Genomic DNA, 24,664 nt, shown 5'->3' on the forward strand with positions numbered 1-24,664 from the left:
GGTTCTTCAAAATATTTATTATGTTCTGAAAGTGGTTTCAGTTGATACAATTCACAACTTGGTGTTGCATTTTCAAATATATCTGCCACTACAGGCGCTGTAATGTTTACTTTATAAGCTGTTTCTTCATAACACCCCTCATCACTGTTTAATTGCAACAAATATATCACGTGTTCACCCGGTTCTGCCAAAACATCGCCAACCTTGTATTCTTTGCCCTGACCACCCGCTTCGGTATAGTAATACTGATCGCCGTTGACTTGTGGGAATACATATTCTGCACATACTGCAACGTTTTCAGGTTTGGAAGGAACAGTTCCTTCTTCTACTTTAATCTTCAAAATAAACACCTCATGACATCCCGTACGAATATCTTCTATACGGATGTAAAGATTAATACTATTTGTTCCCTCTATCTTATAAGAAACTCCTTCAATCTTATTTTCATTTCCTACTAAAGCATCTTCTTCTGTCAAATAGTAGGCTACAGTATAATCTTCACTGTTTACATCTGCAAACATCTCTGCTTCTACACTTGATAAATCTACTATTCTTTCATTGAGTGAATATCTACAAGTTTCAAACTCTATAGGTTTATGAACTACCTTAGAAATGGCAGGATAAATCTCAATTACTTTTTCTCCTTGTACTTCACAATTAATTGCAGGATATCTTCCAATCACTTTGTAGGTGCCTGATTCACATGCTTCATATTCCTGCTCAGTAGCTCCAGGAATTATTTCTCCATCTTTATACCACTGGATTTGAACATCTTCAGAAGTTAATCCTGAATTAATCGTTACACACTCTCCTCCACAAAGAGCATTACCTGTTTCTACCAACAAATTGGCCCCTAAATCTAAATTACCTAAATCAAAACTTCCTGCATTAAAAAATACTGCGGAGGAGTGATTCGGACAGAAATCCATTATTGCTAACTTGATATGGTATTTTCTACCTGCAACTACATGTACTGTTTCAGAACTCATAGCCACAGTAGAACCTGCAAAGTTAATTGGTGCCTCAATAGGTTTACTAATACCACTTGTGTAGTTTGCCCAGAAAAGTTCCGGATAAGATGAACACGAAGTACCTGTAATCTTTTCATTATCCCAAATTGTGTACAAAGAAATAGGTGTGTTCGTTCCTTTTATTTTAGCTAAGTTCTGTCCTTCTCCCGTTGTAAGATCAACTAACCATGCTGCAAACAGAGAACCATTTGCACAACTATATGTGCATCCGTTAATATAACTATTAGAAGCAAACAAATAATCAAATTTAATGGAATCCTTAACTGGTATAAAATCAAATTCTAACTGAGTTACAAGCATATCTGTTACCCCTGATGGTTTTCCTCCAGCATCATTAATAGCATCGTTGATATCTTTATCACCAACCCATCTGTTTCTGTTAGTTCCTTGAGTATCCATAAACGGTCCGGCAACATACCCTACTTCGTTTGTTGCTAAAACTATCCCTTCCTCAAATGGAAAAGTAGAATTGTCTTTATTAAAATATCCTATTGCATTATAGGCCTGTGTTGCAGGACTACCATCTCCTATCTGATAACTTATGTTGGATACCAAATCACAGTTAGAGTTAATTAATACATCTTTCACCAATTCTTCTACTGTATATTCATCTCCACTCGGGCTTACTACCAAAGGAGTATCCTCAGGAGTACCTATACATAGTTTAAAAATAACATCCGTATAATCAGTATACGACACACCAATTCTCACATAGTACTTTTGTCCCGGCGTCAGATTGTTTAGCGCTACATCAGTATCTTGATAAATAGATCTGCAGAATATACTTGTATTAGTTATCGACCCACAAGGCTGATCGTACACTGCGATAGACATCGTAGGGGTATATGAATCAGTAAGAGCAACTATGTCTGATACGCTTAATTGATGTAATGAAGCTGTTGCGGTGAACTCAAACCAAACATCACCTGTTACACTATACATACACGAAGCCATAGCTGTAGAAGACACTGTAGATCCGTATAAAGTTCCTGAAACAGATTCCACACACTCCATCGTATCATTTACCGGAATGTTAATCGCTCCAACGCAATCATCATTAGCTCCTACTTTAGTTATTCCTATTCCAGGAGTTGACCAATCACTATAAGATTTTCCATCTGTACATTTTGCTCGTACATACACAGAATATCCTTTTCCTGAAGGCAAGCCTGTTAGAGTAGCTTTTGGCGTTCCTGCTATCGTTGTCGTCTGAACTGGTGTAGCAGTTTCATCTTCTCCATATTCAACAACCAACACTTCCCAAGAAGTTACTCCTCCATCTTGCTGCCATTCAACATCCATTCCAGAGGAAGTTTGATTACTTATTTTTATGTAATAAGGCTCCGGACAAGTTTCTACTTTTTTCAAATGCACATTATCCAAATAAATACTTGAATATCCAGAAGTAGTTACTCTCCATGCAATATTAGCATCCCCGGTAACACCACTAAAAAAGATAACCTCCTCTTTGTATTTATCATTTTTGTATGTCTGACTTGGTTTTATAACTTTAGTGAAGTCTGCTGTATCCGTACCATTAATTGAGGCTAATACTTCAAATTTATTATCATAATAATTATATGCCTGATAGTGATATTTTAGGACGTACATCCCGCCGTCTAATGTAGTTGTCGGAGATATTAACCAATCATCACTTGGGGATCCTGAGCCGCTGAACGACATCACTCCATCTCCTTCATACATACCATAATTATAAAGTTCCCACACTGCATAGCCATCGTCATCAGCATCAATTATCTCCCAGCATCTGGCGGTTTTAGAGTCAGAATTAAACCCTTCCCAAAATGGCGCTGTATAAATATCACAAAGCGTTACAAATACAAAAGGTCCTGCCCAAATACTGTATTCTCCATTGCCGCAATCTGTACGCACATAATATTCATAGTCTGTATTGGGTTCCAACAAAGTGCCCGAAGCATCTGCTGTAACCGCATTTTCTTTTTGAGTAGTAACTGTACCCGATCCTGTCGGAGAACCTTCTCCTGCTTTCTGAACTACGTACTCCCATTTCGAGGCGCCAAAATCATCGGACCAAGAAATAGTTGCTTTTTTAGTTTCTATATTTTTTGCATCCAAATTTAAGGGTTCGGGACACCCTACTACTTCTTCCACAAACACATTGTCAATATAAGTGTACTTAGTACCTGTTCCACTTATATGCCAAGCTATGTTAACACTTCCACTTAACCCGGAGATAAATACTTTTTCTTCTAAATAGTTGTCATTTTTATAAACTTTATCTTTAACAAGTTCTGTCGTAAAATTAGCAGGTTTAATTCCACTATTGGATACCAAAACTTCAAAATTACTCGTATCATTATATGAGTACCCTCTATAATGATACTTTAAACGGTAAATTTTACCCGAATCCAATGTAAATGTGGGAGAGATTAACCAGTCATCTGACTCTATTACCTCGCTATAATCATAATTGTAAAAATACATACAGTGAGTTCCTTCATACTGGCTATAATTATATTGACGCCACATTGCAGAGCTTGATGTTCCATCCCCATTCATATCAAGGATTGTCCAACAATAAATACCTTCTGATTTACTGTTAAATCCTTCCCAGAAAGGAGTTGTAAATACAGTACAAGCTGTCCTAAACTTATACGGTCCGGACCATTCTCCTTCTTTTCCGCTTCCACAGCTGGTACGAACGTAAAATTCATACTCCGTATTGGCTTCCAATACATCTCCGTTTTTATCGGTCGTGATTAAAATCTCCTTGGCTTTAGTTGCTGTACCCGACGAAGGAACATTCCCGCCTGATTGCTGAACTACGTATTCCCAATCTTTGCCAAAATCATCCTGCCACAATATAGTCGCCTTATCTATATCGATATCCTTAACCCCTAAGCTCAGTGGCTCAGGGCAAGTAATCTCCTCTAAAAATACATTATCTATATAAACATAAGTATATGGAACAGAAGAAGTAACATGCCAGGCTATATTTATATTGCCTCCAACACCTCCAATAATAACCTTTTCTTCCTTCCAATTACTATCACTCTCTCCTTTTTTAGTCTGCAATACTTTAGTAAAATCAGAAGGGCTGGTTCCTTTATCAGAAAGCACTACCTCAAAATCATTTTTATATGAAGTAGTAGTTTTGTAATGATATCTCAATTTGTAATACTTCGTTGCATCCAAATTAAAGATAGGAGAAATTAAATAATCATCATGAGGTTGAAATGCAACGTTGCTTTGAGAGCCATAAAAATACATTGTCTGATCTCCCTCATATTGACTATAATTATATACTCTCCAAATATTGCTTCCAGTAGGGGAAGTAGAATCCGCATTATTATCTACTATAGACCAACAACTCAAGGTTGGAGAAGTAGTATTAAATCCTTCCCAGAAAGGCAGTGTCTGAACATCACACGGTGTTCTGAATTTAAACGGTCCGATCCAACCGCTGTTTTTGCCCGGTCCGCATACAGAACGAACCCAAAATTCATATTCGGTATTAGATTGTAAGTTTGCACTGCCTGTGCCATTTGTTCGCGTTACCGTTACAGGCTTGCTGTTGGTAATGGTACCGCTGCCTGTAGGCTTGGAACCACCGGCTGCCTGAACATAGGTTTCCCACTGTGAATTTGTAGTGTCCGTCCAGTTAAATTTAGCTTTGTCTTTTTCTAAATCACTGATTGTAATATCATCCTCCGGTCCAATACAGTCCACTTTCTCAAGGGTAATCATATCCAGATAAACATATGTGGTACCGGTTGAAACCACATGCCAGCCAATATGAACCTCCCCGCTTGCTCCGGTAATATACGCTGTCTTTTTAACGTAAGAACCATTTTTATAAGTACTCTTAGGCACAACATCAGTTGTAAACTGACTGGGATCTGTCCCATTATTAGACCACTTTACTTCAAACTCATTGTCATAGGAAGAAGAGGTTTTATAGTAATAAGTCAACTGATAAGTATCTGTACTATTCATGTTTATCGCCGGAGAAATAACCCAGTCGTCATGCGTAGTCCCCGAAGAACCGCTAAAATACATACTGTAACTGCCCTCATAAGCATTAGAAGAACTGTTATAAAGACGCCACATATTGCTTGAAGATGGAGAACCGTCTTTATTGCTGTCAATAATAGTCCAGCAAGCCAAAGTTTGAGAAGTAGTTTCAAAATTTTCTGTAAACGGCCAATTCAAAACCTTACAGCTGGTTCTAAATACGAAAGGTCCCGACCAATCACCAAAACTTCCATCCGAGCACTTGGCACGAACATAAAACTCATACTCCGTATTATCTTTTAGATTAGCTCCCCCACGGTCTTTGGTTACAGTCACTTCTTTTGTGGTTACAGCGGTTCCTGTTCCGCTTGGGTAGCCGTCTCCTTCTGCCTGTACAACATATTCCCAGCTCGCATTAAAATCATCACCCCAGAAAATAGCTGCCTTATTGGTTTCAATATCTTTTACGCCTAAATTTACCGGATCGGCACAATCTACCTCAACAAGAGTAACAGTATCCAAATACAAATATGTACCTGTCCCTTTGGAAGTTACACGCCAAGCCAGATTAACGTCTCCTGAGATTCCGCCTATAAATAAAGACTCTTCCTCCCATGTACTGCTGCTGTGTCCTTTTTTAGTCAAAAGCGTAGTTGTAAAATTACTCAAAGCCGTTCCGCTTTGGGAAAGTAAAACCTCAAAGTCATTGCTGTAGCTGGTTGTTGTCTTATAAAAGTAAGTCAGCTTGTATAACTTAGAGGCATCTAAAGTTAGTGCAGGGGAAATCAAGTAATCATCGTGTGGGAGTTTTGACGCACTACTTTGAGAACCATAAAAATACATCATCTGATCCCCTTCATAAGGACTATAAGTGTCTGTTTCCCAGATATTACTATATGTTGTCCCATCACTATTGTTATCTATGATAGTCCAACAATCCAAAGATGGTGAATCTGTGTTAAATCCTTCCCAAAAAGGAACAGGAAAAGATACACAAGGAGTGACAGCAGAAATATTAACCCAATCACTTTTCCCTATAGTATCTCCACAATCTGTTCTAACCCAAATATAATATTGAGTATTTGCAGTCAAATTATCAAATGTATAACTATTTGCAGCGGAAGTAATCGTGTAAGAATCACAAAAACCAGGAGCTGTGGCTGAAGTAGATATTATTAACCCATATGTATTGGATACTACATTTCCGGGATCAGTCCAACTAACACTAATTTGATCTGCTAAATTAGCAGTTATCTTTAAATCTTTTGGAGCAATACAAGTAGTACTATTATCTACAAATTTAATATTAGGTCTATTTGCATTGACTGTACCCTTATCTGTCGGAGGATTATTATCCTCCCTCCACCACATATGCTTTGAAGCAGATGAAGAATATTTAACTTCATTACCACTGTCCCCTACACCATTACCGCTACCTCCATAATTTGCCTCTACTAATACCAATAAATTATCAGTTCCCGAAAAATCAAAAGCAGTACTTAATCTAAATACATTCCACCCCGAAACAAGCTCTATAGTCCCATCATACACTAAAGTGGCATTGTTAATTGTGTTTGCCCATGTAGCAGTACTCAAAGTTGTATCGGTAGTTTCTTTTAAATAAATCTTAAGAGGTCTTCCTCCCCCTTCTTTTCTAGCGTCCCATGCCAATGAAGTAATACTCATGCCAGCGCTTCCTACTTCCGCAGCTGTGTATAAAGCAGCAGATCTTTCATACCCATAATAATTACCTAGTGGGTATACCTGAATACCTGTTCCAGTCCCTACAGTTGTTTCTACAATAACGTTAACAACAACGCTCGTACGTACAGATTCTTCTCCTGCTATCGTTTGAGACACATAATATGTTCCACTTAACAAATCATCGCTACTATTCAAGGGAACTGTACTCGTAGCCGAATCATACCAATTAAAAACAGCCCCCGAATCCCCAGAAACTGCCAAATCAGATACTTTTGCAGAACTACAAAACGATTGAGCTATAACTGTCGGTGCATTTGGCGGAGCTACGTTTCTACTTAAAATGTCATATTCCTTATTTATAGCGTATAGTAAAACGCTACAAATAAAGAATAACACAATTGTAAAATTTTTTGTAATTTTTTTCATCTTAACTAATTTTGGTTAATCTAGTAAAGATATGTTTTTTTTAACCTATTGTAACAAAAAATTAAAAAAAATTAATAACAAATAAACAAACTAATTAATAATTAAACTTAAACAATAACTTTTACAATAAAAAAAATAACAGATAATATCATTATTTAATTTTTTTTCAAAAAAACATTATGATAAGGAGCAAAAAATAATTATTTATCAAAAGTGATCTTTATATAAATTAAGTAGTTTATTTTGTTACAACCAACTTTTAACAAGCTAAACACATAGAAATAAAATTCCTTGGTAGTCTTTTATATACTATTTTCTGTTGTAAAAGGTATTCCCCGGAAAGCAATAAATTACAAAACACTTATCCGGGGATAACCAAATCTAACCAAAAAACTAATAAACTACTTATTTACCTGTACCCAACCTGTACGCACTTTACCGTGAGCATGAATCACGTAATAATACGTGCCGTCCGGAAGCTGTTTTCCGCTTTTGTTTTGCCCATGCCACTGCGTTGTATAACCTTTTCCATGCGAATACACCTCCGTTCCCCAGCGATTGTATATCTTGATGCTCTCTACTCCGTGAGGACTCAAATCAAAAACATCATTTAATCCATCGTTATTCGGAGAGATTCCTCTTGGAATGGGACAGTCTTCATAATCGATAGTGAAACTGCTTTCGTCTGTACACAAACCATCCTCTGATCTGGCATACACGTAAACAGTCTGTCCTTGCAGAATCTGCATACCTGCATATAACTCATTGCCTTGCCTTTCCGGTTCAGTAAAATAATGATTGTATTCAGACAAAGGTTTCAGCATATAGTATTCACAACTTAGCGTTTTGTTTTCAAAAATATCTGCCCTTACCGGAGCTGTAATGTTCACCTGATAAACGGTTTCTTCATAACAGCCCTGTTCACTGTTAACCTGCAACAGGTAAATGGAGTGTTCACCCGGTTCTGCCAAAACATCTCCGACCTTGTACTCCTCGCCCTGTCCGTTCGGCTCAGCATAATAATACTGATCGCCTGCTGTTTCAGGGAAAATGTATTCTGCACAAACGCTCACGTTTTCCGGTTGATCGGGAACTGCTCCTTGTTGCGACTGAATATGTAATTCAAACACTTCGTAACAACCGGTTTCTGTATTTTCAACCCGGATATACAAATTCTGGTTTTGTATTTCTTTGCCCAATGAATAATTGGTTGCATCAGCTAATGCATTTTTAACTGATTCAGCATCTTCTTCAGTTTTAAAATAAGCTGTTGTATAGATTTTTGTATCTATATTACTAAACATATCAGCTTCTATCAAAGTTAAATTAACCAAAATGTCCTGTAAAGACGATCTGCAAACATAAATAGTTTCAGGATTTGACACCGCTTCCGAAATAAGGGGATAAAACTCTACTTTTACAGAATCACTGTATCCGCAGTTCAACTCCACAAAATTTACTTCTACTTTATATTCTCCGCTTTCAGTAACTTCTAAATCTGGAGAGTTGGCTCCTGCTATAACTACGCCATCCTTATACCAAGTTACTTCTGATTGTAATTCATCCGAAAAAACAAATCCAGATTTTAAAGTAATGTCATCTCCCTGACATAAAGCTGTATTGTTTTCTATCAACAAATCTGCACCCAGATCAAGCGACCCCAAATCAAAACTCCCCGCATTAAAAAACACGGCTGAATTAATTCTATCGGAAAACAAACTAAACTCGACAAGTGCCATTTTTATACGGTATTTTCGTCCGGGCTTTACATAAGTTTTCCGAGATTTCATAGGCACCGTATACCCCACAATATCTATGGGTGATTCTGTGGCATCATCCAGAGGTTCTCTTAATATAAAATCATAATGCTTCCAATAGTATTCGGGATTAATACTGTTACAGGAAACCCTCGATTTTTCAGCATCTCGGATAGTATTTGTGCCTATTGGGGTATCCGTATCCGGTATCATGGCTATGTTTTGTTGCTCGCCCGTAATCTGATCTGTCAATAGCACTACAAATAAGGAAGCCGCTTCACAGTTCAAAGCACTTCCCGGGTAATAATTATTAGAAGCAAACAGGTACTCAAATTGCAAAGAGTCTTTGACCGGAGTAAAATCAAACTCCAACTGAGTAACCAGCTTATCCTGAAAAGGTCCTCCTCCGATATTATCTATTGCATCATTAATTTCTTTATCTCCTTGCCATCTTTTTGCCGTATTACCCCTATAAACATAATACCCATTATATGGTCCGGGCAAATAATCTATTTCAGATGACGATAATACGATTCCTTCCTCAAAAGGAAAGGCAGAGGTTCCTTTATTGAAATAGCCGATTGTATTTACAGCCTGACTAACCGGTTTACCATCTCCATTTTGATAACGCACATTAGATACCAAATCACAATTTGATTTTACAAATACATCCTTTACCAATTCATCTAAGGTGTACTCATCGTCTAAAGCGCTTACTTTGATAGGTTGGGGGATTGTAATACACAACCTGTAATAAAAATCTTGCTGTAAATTAGGATTATCCCAAACTCCTAGTCTGATATAATATTTTTTGCCCGGAATTAAATTTTCAAAAACAATGAAATTTTTAATTGCTCCTCCCATATAATTCGTCGGTTCAAAACACTCTAATGCAGCTCCTGTAATCAAACTGCAGTCAACATCGTATAATGCTCCATATATCTGACCGTTATAATTTCTATCTAAAAACTTTAGCATATGTTTTTCTGCTGTAGTTGCCGTAAATTCAAACCAAACGTCCTTCGCCAAATACCCCCCTTGATTACAAAACGGTTCGGGCTGGCTTGAGACAGTAGCCCCAGTTAAAGTAAAAGGCACGGTCTGCAAGCACTCTGTTCCTAAATTTACCGGAATTGTAATTGCACTGCTGCACTCGTCGTTAGTTACTTTTGTTCCTCCGTTTGCCGGAGTAGAGTAATCACTCCAAGTTGCACCATCCATGCATTTAGACCTAACATATACAGTATACATATTTCCTGTTGGCAAACCTGTTACAGTAGTTGAAGAAATTCCTGTTACAGTTACCTTTTTAACGGGGGAGGCAGTTTCATCTTCTCCAAAATAAACCACCAATACCTCCCATTGGGTGCTTTCGCCTGCTACATAATCCCAAGATACTTCTAAACTAGTTGTAGTAGGATTATCTATCTTTACATTATAGGGTTCCGGACAGGTTTCTATTTTCTTTAAAATAACGTTATCTAAACTTACTCCAAAACCATTTGCATGCCAGGCTATATTAACCTCAGCGTTTATCCCGTCTATAAATAACACTTCTTCTTCATAATATCCACCAGTATCATAAAGTGTCATTGGTTTTAAATTCATAGTAAAATTATCAATGCTGCTATTACCAGTTGTTGACAAAAGAGTTTCAACCCCCATTCCCCAATTAGAAGTTCTGTAATGGTATTTCAATATATACTTACTGCCGTCCAATTTAAAAGCTGGCGAAATTAACCATGTATTTATCCCACTAAACATACTCTGGTTTCCTTCAAATATAGCACCATAGCTCAAATCTTTAATATCCCATGTTTTTCCATCTTCACCGGTCCAACAGTTTATAGTTTCGGAATCGGTATTAAAGCCTTCCCAAAAAGGAGGCGTATAGCTGTCACACTCAGTTGTAAAACTATAAGGTCCCTCCCAAATACTATATTCTCCGTTACCGCAATCTGTCCGAACATAAAACCCATAAGCAGTATTAGGAATTAAACTACTTCCGTTTGTTTCTTGTTTAATCGTATTATCTTTTTTTGTTGTTTTTATGCCTGTCCCCGCAGGTTTGCTGCCGTCCTCCTTTTTAATAAAATATTCCCATTGGTTTGCTCCCATTTCATCGGTCCAGGAAACAGTTACCTGATCGGTCCCAATATCATCCAGTGTAACCTCTAACGGTTCCGGGCACCCTAATACTTCTTCTACAAAAACATTATCTATATGTAAGTTTCGCTGTCCATCCCCTATATGCCAAGCCAAATATACCTCTCCTATCAGTTTATCAATAAATACTTTCTTCTGGCGATAATTTCCTCCGTCGTACACTTCACTTTGCAATACTTTGAAAGTAAAATCGCTGGGCAAGGTTCCACTGTTGGAAGCCAAAACCTCCAGAGAATTATCAGGCAGTCCTGCAGCTCCTACGTAATGAAACTTTAAACGGTAAACTTTATCCTTATCAAATTTTATAGGTGGACTGATTAACCAATCATCATTTTTTGCAGGATTATTCATATTAAAAAATCGCATTCCTCTATCGCCCTCATATCCTCCTAATTCATATCTACCCCATGCAAATGTTCCCGGATAACTACTGGCATCTCCATTAACATCTAACACAGTCCAGCAGGAAAAGGTATCAGAATAGCTGTTAAAACCTTCCCAAAAAGGAGTGGTAAAAACACCACAAGCTGTTCGAAATCGGTATTCTACCCAATCGCTGTTTTCTCCATTTGAACAATTACTGCGTATATAAAACACATATTCAGTATTTGGCTCCAATTGATTTCCATTTTTATCCGCCGTTAGGTTTACTTCTTTTTGGAGAATGACATTACCGGATTTTGGCACTCCATAAGTTCCTTTTTTCTGAACGGCGTACTCCCATTTTGTTCCCACTTCATCGTCCCAAAATAAAGTAGCTGCATGCTCTCCAACTTCTTTAACTTCAATATTAAAAGGTTCAGGACAACTAACTTCTTCGAAAAAAACATTATCTAAAATCATGTTATTTAATCCCTTATCTGACTCTATATGCCAAGCTAAACTCACGTCTCCGCCAATTCCGGTAACAATAGCCGACTCTTCTATCCACAATGTAGAAGTCAGTGTGCGACTATGTATTAAATGATCAAAATCATCAGAAGAAATTCCCCCTTTAGAAAGCAGAACGCTATACTTTATTCCTGTTCCGGCAGTTAAAAACACTTTAGTATTGTATTTTAACCTATAATGTTTTGCCGGATCTAAATTAAAGGTTGGTGAAATAAGCCAATCATCATGCGTTCCTTCATCAGGGGCAAAGCAAATTGCCTGATCTCCTTCATATTCTATCGGATTTGTAGGAAATAATACAAAGACACTTTTAATAAGACTCCATATATTAGTAGTAAAGATTCCCCTCATATAAACAGGCTTTTTATCAAGATCCCTAATAGTCCAGCACTCAAAAGTAGTAGAGTCTGTATTAAACCCTTCCCAAAAAGGCAAAGGCTGAACAACACATCTGGTTTTAAAATAGATAGGTCCAACCCAAGGACTAAATTTATTTGTTCCACAATTTGCCCTCACATAAAACTCATAATCTGTGTTGGGCTGTAAATTTGCACCACCTGTACCGGAAGTTTTAGTAACCGTTACCTCTTTTACATTGGACATTGTACCGGATCCTGCAGGGGTTCCTCCGTTAAATGGCTGTACATAATATTCCCAACTGGTGTTATTGCTATCTTCCCAATTAAAAGAAGCACTATTCTCTGTGATATTATCTAAATTTACATTATCATCCGGCGGAATACAGTCAATTTCTTCCACCGTTATAAAGTCAACGTAAACTTGCGTTAATAGCTCGGATTTAATGTGCCAGGCTATATTAACTTCTCCGTCAATATCATCAATAATTATTAATCTTTTTTGATAAGTAGTATTGGTATATATCTGCATAGGTAATAATTGAGTAGTAAAGCTATCTAAATCTATACCCTGAGTAGATAAAACTACTTCAAACTGATTTTCGTGAAAGGAAGCTAAGCTAGGATCTAAAAATGAAGTTTTATAATAGAAAGTTAATGCATACATTTTGCCGCTATTAAACCGCAAGGTGGGAGAAATTAACCAATCATCATGATCGAAGTTCACCCCACTATCAAAAAACATGGCTCCATTGCCCTCATACGTATTTTTATCACTTTTCCATATTTTTTCACCAGCAGATATATCTGCGTCATTATTGACATCTATTATAGTCCAGCAGTTAAAAGTAGCAGATGAAGTGTTAAAGGTTTCTGTAAAAGGCAAACTTGCCATGGAACACAGGGTTTCAAAGTTTATAGGTCCTTCCCATACCCCAACGCTTCCGTTTTCACATACTGAGCGAACATAGTATTCATACTCTGTCAATGGCTGTAATGGATTTCCGCTATTATCATGTGTAACAATATTCTCGTCAGTAGTGGTAGATATACCCGTTCCTGCAGGCATTGGTCCTCCTGCGGGCATAACATAGTATTCCCAAGCAGTATTGGTATTATCTGTCCAATAAAGAGTTACCTGATTATCTTTAACCTTCTTAAATCCATAAGCTGTTGGGGAAATGCAAGGATCAGATATCTCATATGCTGGCAACAAATAGGAATCTATTTTAAAACCAGTGTTTTGATCACTAATTTCTAATATGGCTTTTGCTGACCCATAGATTCCTGCGCACAGTAAAATTAGAATGTAAATAATCTTTTTTCTCATAGTATATTGTGGTTAATTATATTTTTTCAAATCGGAAGTCGTAAGCAATCAATTATATGAACAACAAACATACCTCACAATAGTTAATTTATACAATTATTAACAATAGACTAATAATACTCATTCAATAGTCTAACAAAAGCCTAAATACGATATACAAGTTTAATTATCAATGAATAGTGAATTTTTATCAAATCACATTTTATTTATTCTCTATAAAAACAAGGAAAATAAAAAGCAGTTTTATATTAAATCTATATACGATTCAAATAATTTTAATTATCCAAAAACAAAATGATATTAGCTCTTTCTTTAAGTCTAAGGTTTATTTATGGCTAAAGAAAACAGTTAATACTACTAAATATACTATCCTAAATTTTAGTTACATAAATACAAGATAGCTATTAAATATTACGGATAAACTCATCTAGATCTTCCTCTCTCTTCAACTGAAACTTTTTTCGGATTCGGTATCGACTAGTTAAAACACTTTGATGACTAACATTTAATAAATCTGAAATTTGATCTATAGCCATTTTAATTTTTATATATGTGCAAATTCGAATTTCTGTTTTAGTTAATGCAGAATATTTTTCAGATAATATTTCAAAAAAATTAGGATGTATCTTTTCAAAAACCTTTTTAAATTGAATCCAATCTTCTTCTTGATTTCTGTTTAAACGTATTGTTTTTTTAAGTTCAAAAAAAGAATTTTCAATATTACTGGGTTTTTTATTTACGATTTCTTCTATTTCGTCCATTAATTTATTTTTGGAAAGAAGCTGCAAATTTATCCCCACAAGCTCTCTGTTCTTAGCTTCCATCTCTATTTCAAATTGTTTTATTTTTAAATTTTCTAATTCCTTTTTTGATTGTAACTCAAATTCGTATTGCAGTTGTTGCACCTTTTGCAATTGAGCTTTAGCTTCTATTTCCCGCTCATGCTGCTGACTCTGAAGTTTTAAAAACTCTTGTTCTGCTTTTACTTTTTCTTCGAGTCTGATGTTTTTTAATTTAGAGATCCGCAATGACTTAACCTTATTTCTATACATAAACCAAAAAGACAATAATATCAAGCAAAAAAACAGTACTACAATAGTATATATTAAAACTACATTTCTATATTTTTGTCTTTCAATCTCATTCTCCGTCTGTTTTTGCTGGAGCTCATTGTCATATTGCAAAACATTTATTTTGTCTCGTACTCCTGCTCCACTAATACTGTCCTTGAGAACATAATATCGATTTATATAGGGATAGGCTCTCTCATATTGTTTTGATTCAATATATATATCTGCTATATTTTTTAAAACATATAAATCAATTTGTTCTATATAGGCACTTTTAGCTAGCTGTAGTCCTTGTGTATAATATTCTAAGGCTTTCTTTTGATTGCCTTCTGCTCTATAAATATTTCCGTAATGAATCATAATATGCCCCCTGGAAATAGTATCCTTTGCCAAAGATGCCAAGTTATAAGCCTGATTTATATAATATTTTGCTTCTTCATACTTTTTTAATCCTAAAGCTGTATTAGATAAATCAACTAAACAATTTGTCCAATTAATAGTGTCTTTATTATTTTTGTATATCCTAACAGAAGATTTTAAATAATCTATTGCTTTTGGAAGATCTCCATTAGACTGATAGACTTTGCTTATATTTGAATAATGAGCCGCTAACCCTAAAGAGTCTCTTTTTCTCTGAAAAAGTGGATATGCTTTTTTGTGGTAATATAAACCTTTCTCTAACTCACCTAAAAGAGTATAAGTACTCCCCAGCATATTATATATATTAGCGAGCATTAAATTAGTAGAATCCGTTTTCTTAAAATAATCTTTCGCTTCTAAAAAGTAGTTTAAACTAACAGGATAGTTGTGCTTCTCCATAAAATGCACACCAAGTCTATATCTAGCTTTAGAAGCTAGTTCTAAATTATTCCATTTTTCTGAATATATAATAGATCTTTTAAGGAAAAACTCAGCACTATCAGACTGTATTCCCCATTTTCTTTTTACAATTGCTTTGTAATAATACAAATAAGACAACTGCAAAGTATCCTCTTTATCATGAGCTTCTGCATAATAAATATTGATTCTATTTTTTGCTTCTTCAACATTAGCTTGTAATAAAGAATCCAACTCATCTTTATAAGTAGAATAGTTTTCTGTCAGTATTGGTGGCATACTTTTCAAGGATAAGTTGATATACTTTTTCTCAGAAAGAAATAAATACAATAAAACCAATATAATAACACTTAAAAAAGCTACTAAGACTCTATATTTATTTGTCTTATCCATGATAAAAATACGTCACTAAAGAATTAAAATCTCAATATACTAATTAACAAAATACTAACAAATATAACCTTTTAGTCTACAATATTTCTTTTATACAGAAAAAATAGACAATCAAATTTACATTCACATAATTCTTTATAATATTTAATTGTCTAGTCCTGAAATAACGATACTCAAAAAATCTCATTATAAAAGAAAGTACAAATCATGTCAAGCACACTAAACACGATTATACTTTTATGCTCAAAGACAGTTTAGTCAAAGAAGTTAAATTTTGTAAATTGAGTACAGCCGTAACTTGCCACAAATGAGGTTTAAAAATATTGATAAACAAGTTGTTTAACTTGTCTAGAGATAAATATTAATTAAAATGAAAGGTATGTGTATGGAGTAATACACCTATCATTTAAAAAAGAGAAAAGAGCTTCTATTGAAGTCTGGAGCAGATACTTACTATAAGTAAATAGCGATTCTTAAGAGGGCAACGTATAGACGTATAACTATCAACCCAATCATGAAATAAATCATCGTCGGAGCCATATGCATTATGCATAATAGACAGCAAAAAAGATTAATGAACTACCCCGAGGCAGAGCCTCGAGGTATCGCGTTACTCAAAAGATAGTAGTAACTGATTTTTGTTGAACGACTTATATATAGTATTTTCTTCTCCTTGATTTTGAATGTATTTCTTAATTACATCCTCATTACAATATTGACCAACTGTATTTACATAATATCCGCTTGTCCAAAAATTACCTCCCCATAACTGGTTTTTTACTTCTGGATGCAATCGAAAAATCTCTTTTGCAGTAACACTTTTCACTGTCCTAACAAATTATCTCTACAGAAACCTTTGGTACACTTTGAATCAAAAAATGTACATGATTTTCATCTGCTCCGATTTCAACAAAATGTATTTCATAACGTTCTGAAATCTGGTTACAAACTTCAACCAAACTAATTTCAACGTCCTCTGATAAAACATTTCTTCGATATTTTATAGGACAAACCAAATGATAAAGTAGCGAGCTTTTATTATGTCGTTTCAAAATATGTTCGCTCATCAAACAAATATACTAATCTTTACTCTTCTGCCACGAGGCAGAGCCTCGAGGAAATCTTTTGATTATAATAAACTCTTTTGTTTCTCCAAATCTTCTTTTTCTGATTTATATTTAGCGTTGAGTTCTTCTTTTTTTGACTTTAAAGTTTCTTTATCCTTAGAATTCTTTTCAAGATATTTTAAATTACTTTCGTGTTCTAATTCCAATAATTCAAGTTTATAATCAATGCCTTTTTGAGCTGATTTATTAATCTTTCTATTCATTTGTTCTGACATCCAAAGTGTTTGTTGCTCTTGACTCAAAATTTTATTAATATCATTTTTGAAATTTTGAGCCAAAGTTTTTTTCTTTAAACCTTTTTCCTTTCCACTCAAACTATTATCCTGCCCTATTGCTCTAAATTCTTTGGCTAGCCTTTCCTTTGTTTGTTTAATTTTTTCGACTTGTTCTTCTGACAATCCGTAATAATCTTTCTTTTCTAGCAATTCAGAAATACCACGCCCGCCTAATTCAGCTTTGTCTTTAGTGTTTTCTTGTTGGGCATTTACATTTAACGTAAATAAAATCCCACCTATTAACAATAATCTTCTCATATGAATTTATTTTTCTACGGAAGGTAAGAATTTTTACTCTAAAAAAAGGAGCTTAAATGTTAAATAATTCTATTTCTAAAAACAGCACTCCTAAAACTGAAAATAAATAAACGGCTGAGAACCTGCCGCAGCTGTAGCATACACAATCCAAAAAACAAAGCCTAAAATTAATGCTTTTACAAACATCGGGGCTACACTAAACATTTGATTAGGAATTGCCATCCAGCTCTTAGGAATAAAATGCCAGACAAAGCCAATTAAAATAAGGATAAATACATTCTTATATCCTTGAATAACAATACGCCACGAATTCCAGTCAAATTGTAATTTGCCAATATTATTAATTACTTCTAAAGCTGTATCAAAAGAATCTGCCCTAAAAAATATCCAGCAGAATGATACAAAATGAAACGTTAGCAAAACGGAACATACTTTCCAAAAGACATTTACTTTGGCTCCTTTGACTCTAGGAAAAAGTTCCATAATTACTTTGTGAACGGCTAAAGCTATTCCATGCAAAGCGCCCCAAACTATAAAACGCAAACTTGCTCCGTGCCATAAACCACCCAATAGCATAGTTGTCAATAAATTAAAATTGGTAAACCAGCTTTTATGCCTATCTTTTGCCAGAAAAATAGTAAGTCCGAAAACCAATATGGAAGAAGTCGCAAGTAACAAAGGGATTATACTTTCGCGATAAAAATAAATCCCCCAGATTAAAATTCCCACAAAGAATAAAGAAGGAAAAAAATACCCACCGAAACTCCCTCTTCGATTACCTCCTACTGAAATATACAAAAAGTCTTTCAGCCAAGTGGAAAGAGAAATATGCCATCTTCGCCAAAATTCTGTGATAGACACAGACTGATAAGGAACGTTAAAATTGATAGGCAAACGATACCCTAACAATAAAGCTATTCCAATTGCCATATCGGAATATCCTGAAAAATCACAGTAAATCTGAATGGCATAACCGTATGTTGCCATCAAGTTTTCAAATGCTGTATAACTGTTAGGCGAATCAAATACACGATCTACAAAATTAACTGAAATATAATCGGAAATAACCGCTTTTTTAAGTACCCCTCCAATAATCAACAGCAATGCTTCGTTAATATTATCTCTGGTTACTCTTACAGAAGTATAAATTTGCGGAATAAAATCTTTAGCACGTACAATAGGACCAGCAACTAACTGAGGAAAAAATGAAATGAAAAATAAATAATCCAAAAAGCTTTTGGCTGGCTCTATTTCTTTCCTGTAAATCTCAATGATATAACTTATGGATTGGAAAGTAAAAAATGAAATTCCTACCGGTAAAATAATATTATTGATATGAAATTGAGATTCAGTCAAAAGATTAACGCCGTCCAAAAAGAAGTTGGTATATTTAAAATACCCGAGCAAACCAAGGTTTACCACGATGCTCAAAACCAATAGTACTCGTTTTTTTACTTCATTATGAGTATGGTTAATAATTTGGGCAAAATAATAATCCATTAATGAAGAGCCTATCAGAATGATGAAATACATTCCGCTGGATTTGTAATAAAAGAATAAAGAAAACAGCACAACATACAACAATCTGATGTGAAACGTTTTCCTCATCAAAATGTAAATAAGGTAAAAAACGATAAACATCCCCAAAAAAAGTCCCGAATTAAAAAGTAACGGTTCTTTTGGGTTAAAGGTAAACCAACGGATTACATCTTCCATTGAAAAATCAGATATTTCTATATTCAGCAGGTTCATTGATCGCCTTGTTTTTCTGTTTGATTAAATTTGGAGTAAGTTTGCATAACAGATTCGAAAAACAGATCTCCGGTATATTCATATCCTTTTACGGTATAATGCACCAAATCTTTAGCCAGCATTTTTTCATCCTGTAAATATTGAAGTCCAAGTGTGGCTCCTAAATAATAATACATATCCCAAATAGCATATTTTCCGTCTATTCCATTAATGATTAATTCATTGGTTAACTCGCTGGCAACTGTATTTGGCTTTCCTTTGGAAAAATAAGACGGTGGCGGAGTGGTCAACAGAATATCCACATCCGGATTATTGGCTTTGACATTTTTAACAAAAATATTTACCTGTGTTTGAAATTCATCTGCAGACATTCTGTCAAAAGCTTCATTGGTTCCTAAAGAAACAACAAGTAAATCCGGTTTTAATCCCTTTAACTGTTTAAAAAACAAAGGATATTTATTATAATCAGAAAAGCGAGCTCCATTTACACCTATAGAGTGGTATACAATTCCTGACTTGTCATTTTCCAGAACAATACCGTTCAGATCATATAAATCAACTTCTTTTCCAGCATAAAAGTAAATTTTATCCAGTTCTCTTTCAAAATCAAATTCATAAAAATCTTCTGTCTTTTTTCCGTCAATACTGGTAAAGAGACTTTGAGGAATTTTTGCAGGTTCCCGCTGTGCAGTTGGAATCAAAAGCGTTTTTCCCGTTTGAATAAGATTATTTTTTAGTTTGTTCAACTTTTTTATATCAACTACAGTAGTATTATACTTATTTGCTATTCCAGACAATGTTTCTCCACCTTTAATTTTATGAGTGATTTTTTTAGTAATAGAAGATTCCATTTTTACCTCTTTATCGGTTATTCCTATATGGTATAACTGATCATTGTCAGGGGTAAAAACTTTCATTTTTGAAAATCCATACTCTAGATTTTTTACACTTAATTCAATTACTAGATTTTTTTGGGTTGTAGATAGTGCTATTCCGCTCAACCCTACCTGCGCGCCATTAACAGGAAAAATATTGCGATAACTATTCCATTCCACGTTAGAAGCATATCGAACAACAGGGTTTCCATTTGTTTTTGCTAAATTATACGGAAAAGCAAATCCCAGTCCACCATTACCGAATTTTTCTTGTAGCAGAGTTCGTACTTTTCCGCTAAAAAAACCTGCTTGAATATGAGAATCTCCAATATGAACAATATTGATTTTTCCTTCTTTTTCCTTCTCTAAATGTTCTAGTTTTTTAAAAAATGTATCCAATTGTTCAGGATAATAAATTTTATTTTCAAGCATAGCTGAATCTTGAGCAACGGTATTTTTAGTTAAAATTTCTTCATTACTTTTAATAGTATCGTTTTGCGCGTAAATGCACAGACAATTGAAAAAAACAAGTAATATAGTTGTTATTTTATCTTTCCTCATTTTGCTTTATAATACTATCGTTTTTCATTTTTTGAAGCTGTTCCATCTTTTTCTGTTTGATAGAGTCTGCTTTTAGCTTAGCTTCTTTTTCTTTTTCCACTCTCTGTTTCTTATACACCTCATATCCCTTTTCTAAATGTTTAAACATCATTCCGGCAACTTCCTGCGCTCCTCTATAATTAAAATGCGTATAGTCTTTATTCGCCTTTGTCGGCGAATCCTCTGTCCACTCTATCATTGAACCTTCTCCCCCCATTGCTTCGTAAAGATTAAAAAAGCCAGTATGTGCTTCAACAGCATATTTGCGCTGCGCTTTTACAAGCGGAACTACTGCAGAATCTGTTTTCATCTCCAAATCATATTTAGTAGCCTTGTCCGCCGTTGAAATAACCAGAATAGCTGCCTTTGGGAAACACTGTTTCAGATGATTAACTACTCTTGTCATTTGTCGGGTGTACCACGAATAATTTAATGATCCATAATTAAGCACATTAGTTCCATAATGCAAAACGATCAGATTATAATTCAAATCTTTCTGATACTTCTGCATTAATCCGGTATTAAACAGTGACAAAGGTAGTCCCGAGTTTCCTCGACTTGAAAAGTTATCAATCTGAACTCCCTTAGCAGTACTAAAGTCAACACCGTATACAGGAATTGAATCAGCTTCTGAAAATAGCAGTTTTATCTGTTTCAATGCAGTTTTATCTGTCAGCTTCAATTTATTAAGTTCTGTTACAGGAGATAATGGATTGATTATCGTATCATTGTCTACAACAACGGCTACTTTTCCATTCATATTATCTGATTTTCCGTAATATAAAATCGGCTTTTCAAGATTGGTCAAATGCCTGATTCCTCCTGCTTTATAACTTACCCAAGATGGATTTACAGTATCGTTTGTAAAAAAAACATGACCGCTGATACCAAAAGGACTTGTTGGTTTTTTTACATTTAAATAAGATTGTACTTTCCAGTTATTGGAATATTGATGAATAACTGATGCTCTGGATTGAGCTGATTCGGAAGTAATCGATACATATCCTACTCCGCCACCGCCATATTTATCCTGATAATTTTTCCGCAAATCCTGTACAATCATATCTCCATCTGTCATAGAATCACCGTAATAAGCAATTCTTACATTTCCTTGTTGCAGTTGTTCTAACTTATATAGTTGAGCAAAGAATGGCTCAAGATATAGCATTCCGCTAAATGATTCAAGTGCTTCATTTGAAATTAATTGTTCTTCCGAAATCTCTTCATCTTTCTTTTCAGTACTGTTATCCGTTTCTGATTCCGTTTTCTTTTGTTCTTCCTCTTCAAAAGCCTGAAGCAATAGGCTGTCTACTACCACATTTTTAGTTGGTAACTGATCCTCTGAAAAAATCCTTTGAGGCAAATTATTTTTAAAAAATAAAAAAAAGCCACTTGCCATAACTATGATGGCAAATGACTGAAATATGTAGCTCTTTTCTTTTTTCACGTATAAATATTTCCTTTACATGCGTTCAGGTACTTCTATTCCTAATAACATAAAAGCATCTTTAATAACTAATCCTACTTTTTCCGACAACTGCACTCTGAAGGTTTTTAATACCATATTTTCTTCTCCTAAAATAGGAACTGCCTGATAAAAGGAATTGTATTCTTTTACTAAATCGTACACATAATTTGCAATTAATGCAGGACTGTGCATACGCGATGCATTCTGAATTACTTCTGGGAACAGTTCCAATAACTTTAACAGCTCTTTTTCTTTTGCATCAAGAACGATATCCGAAACAGATTGCGAATAATCAAAATCAGACTTTCTCAAAATCGATTGAATACGAGCATACGTATATTGGATAAAAGGTCCAGTATTTCCAGCAAAATCAACTGATTCTTCCGGATTAAATAAGATTCGCTTTTTAGGATCTACCTTTAAAATATAGTATTTAAGTGCTCCCATACCGATAATTCGGTACAAACTTTCTTTTTCTTGTTCAGAATATCCATCCAGTTTTCCCAATTCTTCCGAAATAGATCGGGCTGTATCAGTCATTTCATTCATCAAATCATCTGCATCAACCACAGTTCCTTCGCGGCTTTTCATTTTTCCGGAAGGCAGATCAACCATTCCGTATGACAGATGATATAGACTTTCTGCCCAATCAAAACCTAATCTCTTCAGAATCAAAAACAAAACTTTAAAGTGATAATCCTGTTCATTTCCAACGGTATAAACCATACCTCCCACATTGGAAAAATCTTTAACTCGCTGTACGGCTGTTCCTATGTCTTGCGTAATGTAAACCGATGTCCCATCACCTCTAAGTACTAACTTTTCGTCCAATCCTTCTTCTGACAAATCAATCCATACAGAATTATCTTCTTTTTTATAAAAAACGCCTTTTTCTATTCCTTTTTCTACAATGTCTTTTCCAAGTAAATAGGTGTCGCTTTCATAATAATTTTTATCAAAATCAACTCCTAAGTTTTTATAGGTTATTGCAAATCCGTCATACACCCATTGATTCATTGTTTTCCACAAATCAATTACTTCTGGTTTTCCAGCTTCCCAATCTAAAAGCATCTGTTTAGTTTCCAGCATAATTGGGGCATTTTGCTTAGCATCTTCTTCCGTCATTCCTTTAGCAACTAATTCTCCAATCTGCTTTTTGTATTCGACATCAAATTTCACATAGTAATTTCCAACCAGTTTATCTCCTTTTAATCCTGTGGATTGAGGTGTTTCTCCATTTCCGAATTTTTGCCAAGCAAGCATCGATTTACAAATGTGTATTCCTCTATCATTGATAATTTGAGTTTTATATACTTTTTTTCCTGATGCCTTTAGAATTTCAGCAACAGAATATCCCAATAAATTATTTCTGACATGTCCTAAATGCAAGGGTTTATTTGTATTAGGGGATGAATATTCAACCAAAACAGATTTATCTCCTATTTCTTCCTCAGCATAGCCATATTGCTCTTTTTTTCTAATTTCATTAAAAAAATCAATGTAATAATCATCTGAAACCACAAGGTTTAGAAAACCTTTTACCACATTAAACTGACTTATAAATTCAGTCTTATCTTTAAGATAAAGTCCAATCTGGTTTCCTATTTCAACCGGATTTCCTTTTATCTGCTTCAAAAACGGAAAAATAACCACTGTAATATCTCCTTCAAATTCTTTTCGGGTTGCCTGATACTCAACTTTTTCAACAGTTACGCCATAAATATGCTGAATAGCTTCTTCAATATATGGAGTTAAAATCTGATTTAATGACATTTTATTTCTTCTATTTATAAGCTGCAAAGATACCATATTTAAATACTTCTGATTTAACGTCTAATAAAAATTATTTGTTTAGCACAAAAACGCTATCTAAAAATTCTTTTCAACCATCTAAAAAAACAAAAAAGAGGTTATCATAATAACCTCTCTTTCTTAACCAAATCTAACCAAAAAAACTAATAATTATTTATTAATCTGTACCCATCCGGTTCGGGTTTTGCCATGCGCCTGAATTACATAGTAATACGTTCCGTCCGGAAGTTGTTTTCCGCTTTTATTTTGTCCGTGCCACTGGGTTGTATATCCAGCTCCATGCGAATAAACCTCTGTACCCCATCGGTTATAAATTTTCATGCTTTCAACACCGTGGGGTGTCAGATCAAAAACATCATTTAAACCATCGTTATTGGGAGAGATTCCTCTTGGAATAGGACAATCTTCATAATCTATCGTAAAACTGCTTTCATCCGTACACAAGCCGTTGTCTGAACTCGCATAAACATAAATGGTTTGTGCCGCAGAAATTAGCGTTCCTGCCTGTAATTCTCTACCATTACCTCCCGATTCTTCAAA

Annotated in this window: 9 protein-coding genes and 1 pseudogene; all 10 read right to left on the reverse strand. The window is 34.8% G+C overall.

Annotated features, from left to right (window positions below; genetic code table 11):
• Positions 1-7,157: choice-of-anchor J domain-containing protein (locus C8P70_RS12675; protein ID WP_208293411.1), on the reverse strand; the 7,157-nt coding region annotated here is incomplete at its 3' end.
• 401 nt (positions 7,158-7,558) lie between these two features.
• Positions 7,559-13,657 (reverse strand): choice-of-anchor J domain-containing protein, encoded by a 6,099-nt coding sequence (locus C8P70_RS12680; protein WP_133713687.1) that lies wholly within the window; start codon positions 13,655-13,657, stop codon positions 7,559-7,561.
• Positions 13,658-14,061: 404 nt separating this feature from the next.
• Positions 14,062-15,696, reverse strand: a complete 1,635-nt coding sequence (locus C8P70_RS12685; RefSeq protein ID WP_166666232.1) for a tetratricopeptide repeat protein — start codon at positions 15,694-15,696, stop codon at positions 14,062-14,064.
• Between the two features lie 871 nt (positions 15,697-16,567).
• Positions 16,568-17,024 (reverse strand): annotated as a pseudogene (tnpA, locus tag C8P70_RS12690) (IS200/IS605 family transposase).
• Positions 17,025-17,086: 62 nt separating this feature from the next.
• Entirely contained in the window at positions 17,087-17,617 is a 531-nt protein-coding gene (locus C8P70_RS12695) for a hypothetical protein (protein ID WP_133713689.1), read from the reverse strand.
• A 90-nt stretch (positions 17,618-17,707) separates the two neighbouring features.
• A complete protein-coding gene (locus tag C8P70_RS12700) occupies positions 17,708-19,369 on the reverse strand; it encodes an MBOAT family O-acyltransferase (RefSeq protein ID WP_133713690.1) in 1,662 nt (553 codons plus the stop codon).
• Positions 19,366-20,805 carry a LysM peptidoglycan-binding domain-containing protein gene (locus C8P70_RS12705; RefSeq protein WP_133713691.1) on the reverse strand — a complete coding sequence of 480 codons (1,440 nt, stop codon included), beginning with the start codon at positions 20,803-20,805 and terminating at the stop codon, positions 19,366-19,368. The genes C8P70_RS12700 and C8P70_RS12705 overlap by 4 nt, the downstream gene beginning before the upstream one ends.
• Positions 20,792-22,243: an SGNH/GDSL hydrolase family protein gene (locus C8P70_RS12710; protein WP_133713694.1), complete on the reverse strand. Its 1,452-nt coding sequence runs from the start codon at positions 22,241-22,243 to the stop codon at positions 20,792-20,794. The genes C8P70_RS12705 and C8P70_RS12710 overlap by 14 nt, the downstream gene beginning before the upstream one ends.
• Positions 22,244-22,306: 63 nt before the next feature.
• Positions 22,307-24,085 carry an arginine--tRNA ligase gene (gene argS, locus C8P70_RS12715; RefSeq protein WP_133713692.1) on the reverse strand — a complete coding sequence of 593 codons (1,779 nt, stop codon included), beginning with the start codon at positions 24,083-24,085 and terminating at the stop codon, positions 22,307-22,309.
• Between the two features lie 189 nt (positions 24,086-24,274).
• Positions 24,275-24,664: gliding motility-associated C-terminal domain-containing protein (locus C8P70_RS12720; protein WP_133713693.1), on the reverse strand; the 390-nt coding region annotated here is incomplete at its 5' end.

The sequence above is a fragment of the Myroides indicus genome (genome assembly GCF_004364575.1).
Lineage (GTDB): Bacteria > Bacteroidota > Bacteroidia > Flavobacteriales > Flavobacteriaceae > Flavobacterium > Flavobacterium indicum_A.

Coding starts and splice junctions, on each gene's coding strand:
- C8P70_RS12695 (WP_133713689.1), bottom strand. CDS start 17,617: ATGAGAAGATTATTGTTAATAGGTGGGATTTTATTTACGTTAAATGTA.
- argS (WP_133713692.1), bottom strand. CDS start 24,085: ATGTCATTAAATCAGATTTTAACTCCATATATTGAAGAAGCTATTCAG.
- C8P70_RS12705 (WP_133713691.1), bottom strand. CDS start 20,805: ATGAGGAAAGATAAAATAACAACTATATTACTTGTTTTTTTCAATTGT.
- C8P70_RS12680 (WP_133713687.1), bottom strand. CDS start 13,657: ATGAGAAAAAAGATTATTTACATTCTAATTTTACTGTGCGCAGGAATC.
- C8P70_RS12710 (WP_133713694.1), bottom strand. CDS start 22,243: ATGGCAAGTGGCTTTTTTTTATTTTTTAAAAATAATTTGCCTCAAAGG.
- C8P70_RS12700 (WP_133713690.1), bottom strand. CDS start 19,369: ATGAACCTGCTGAATATAGAAATATCTGATTTTTCAATGGAAGATGTA.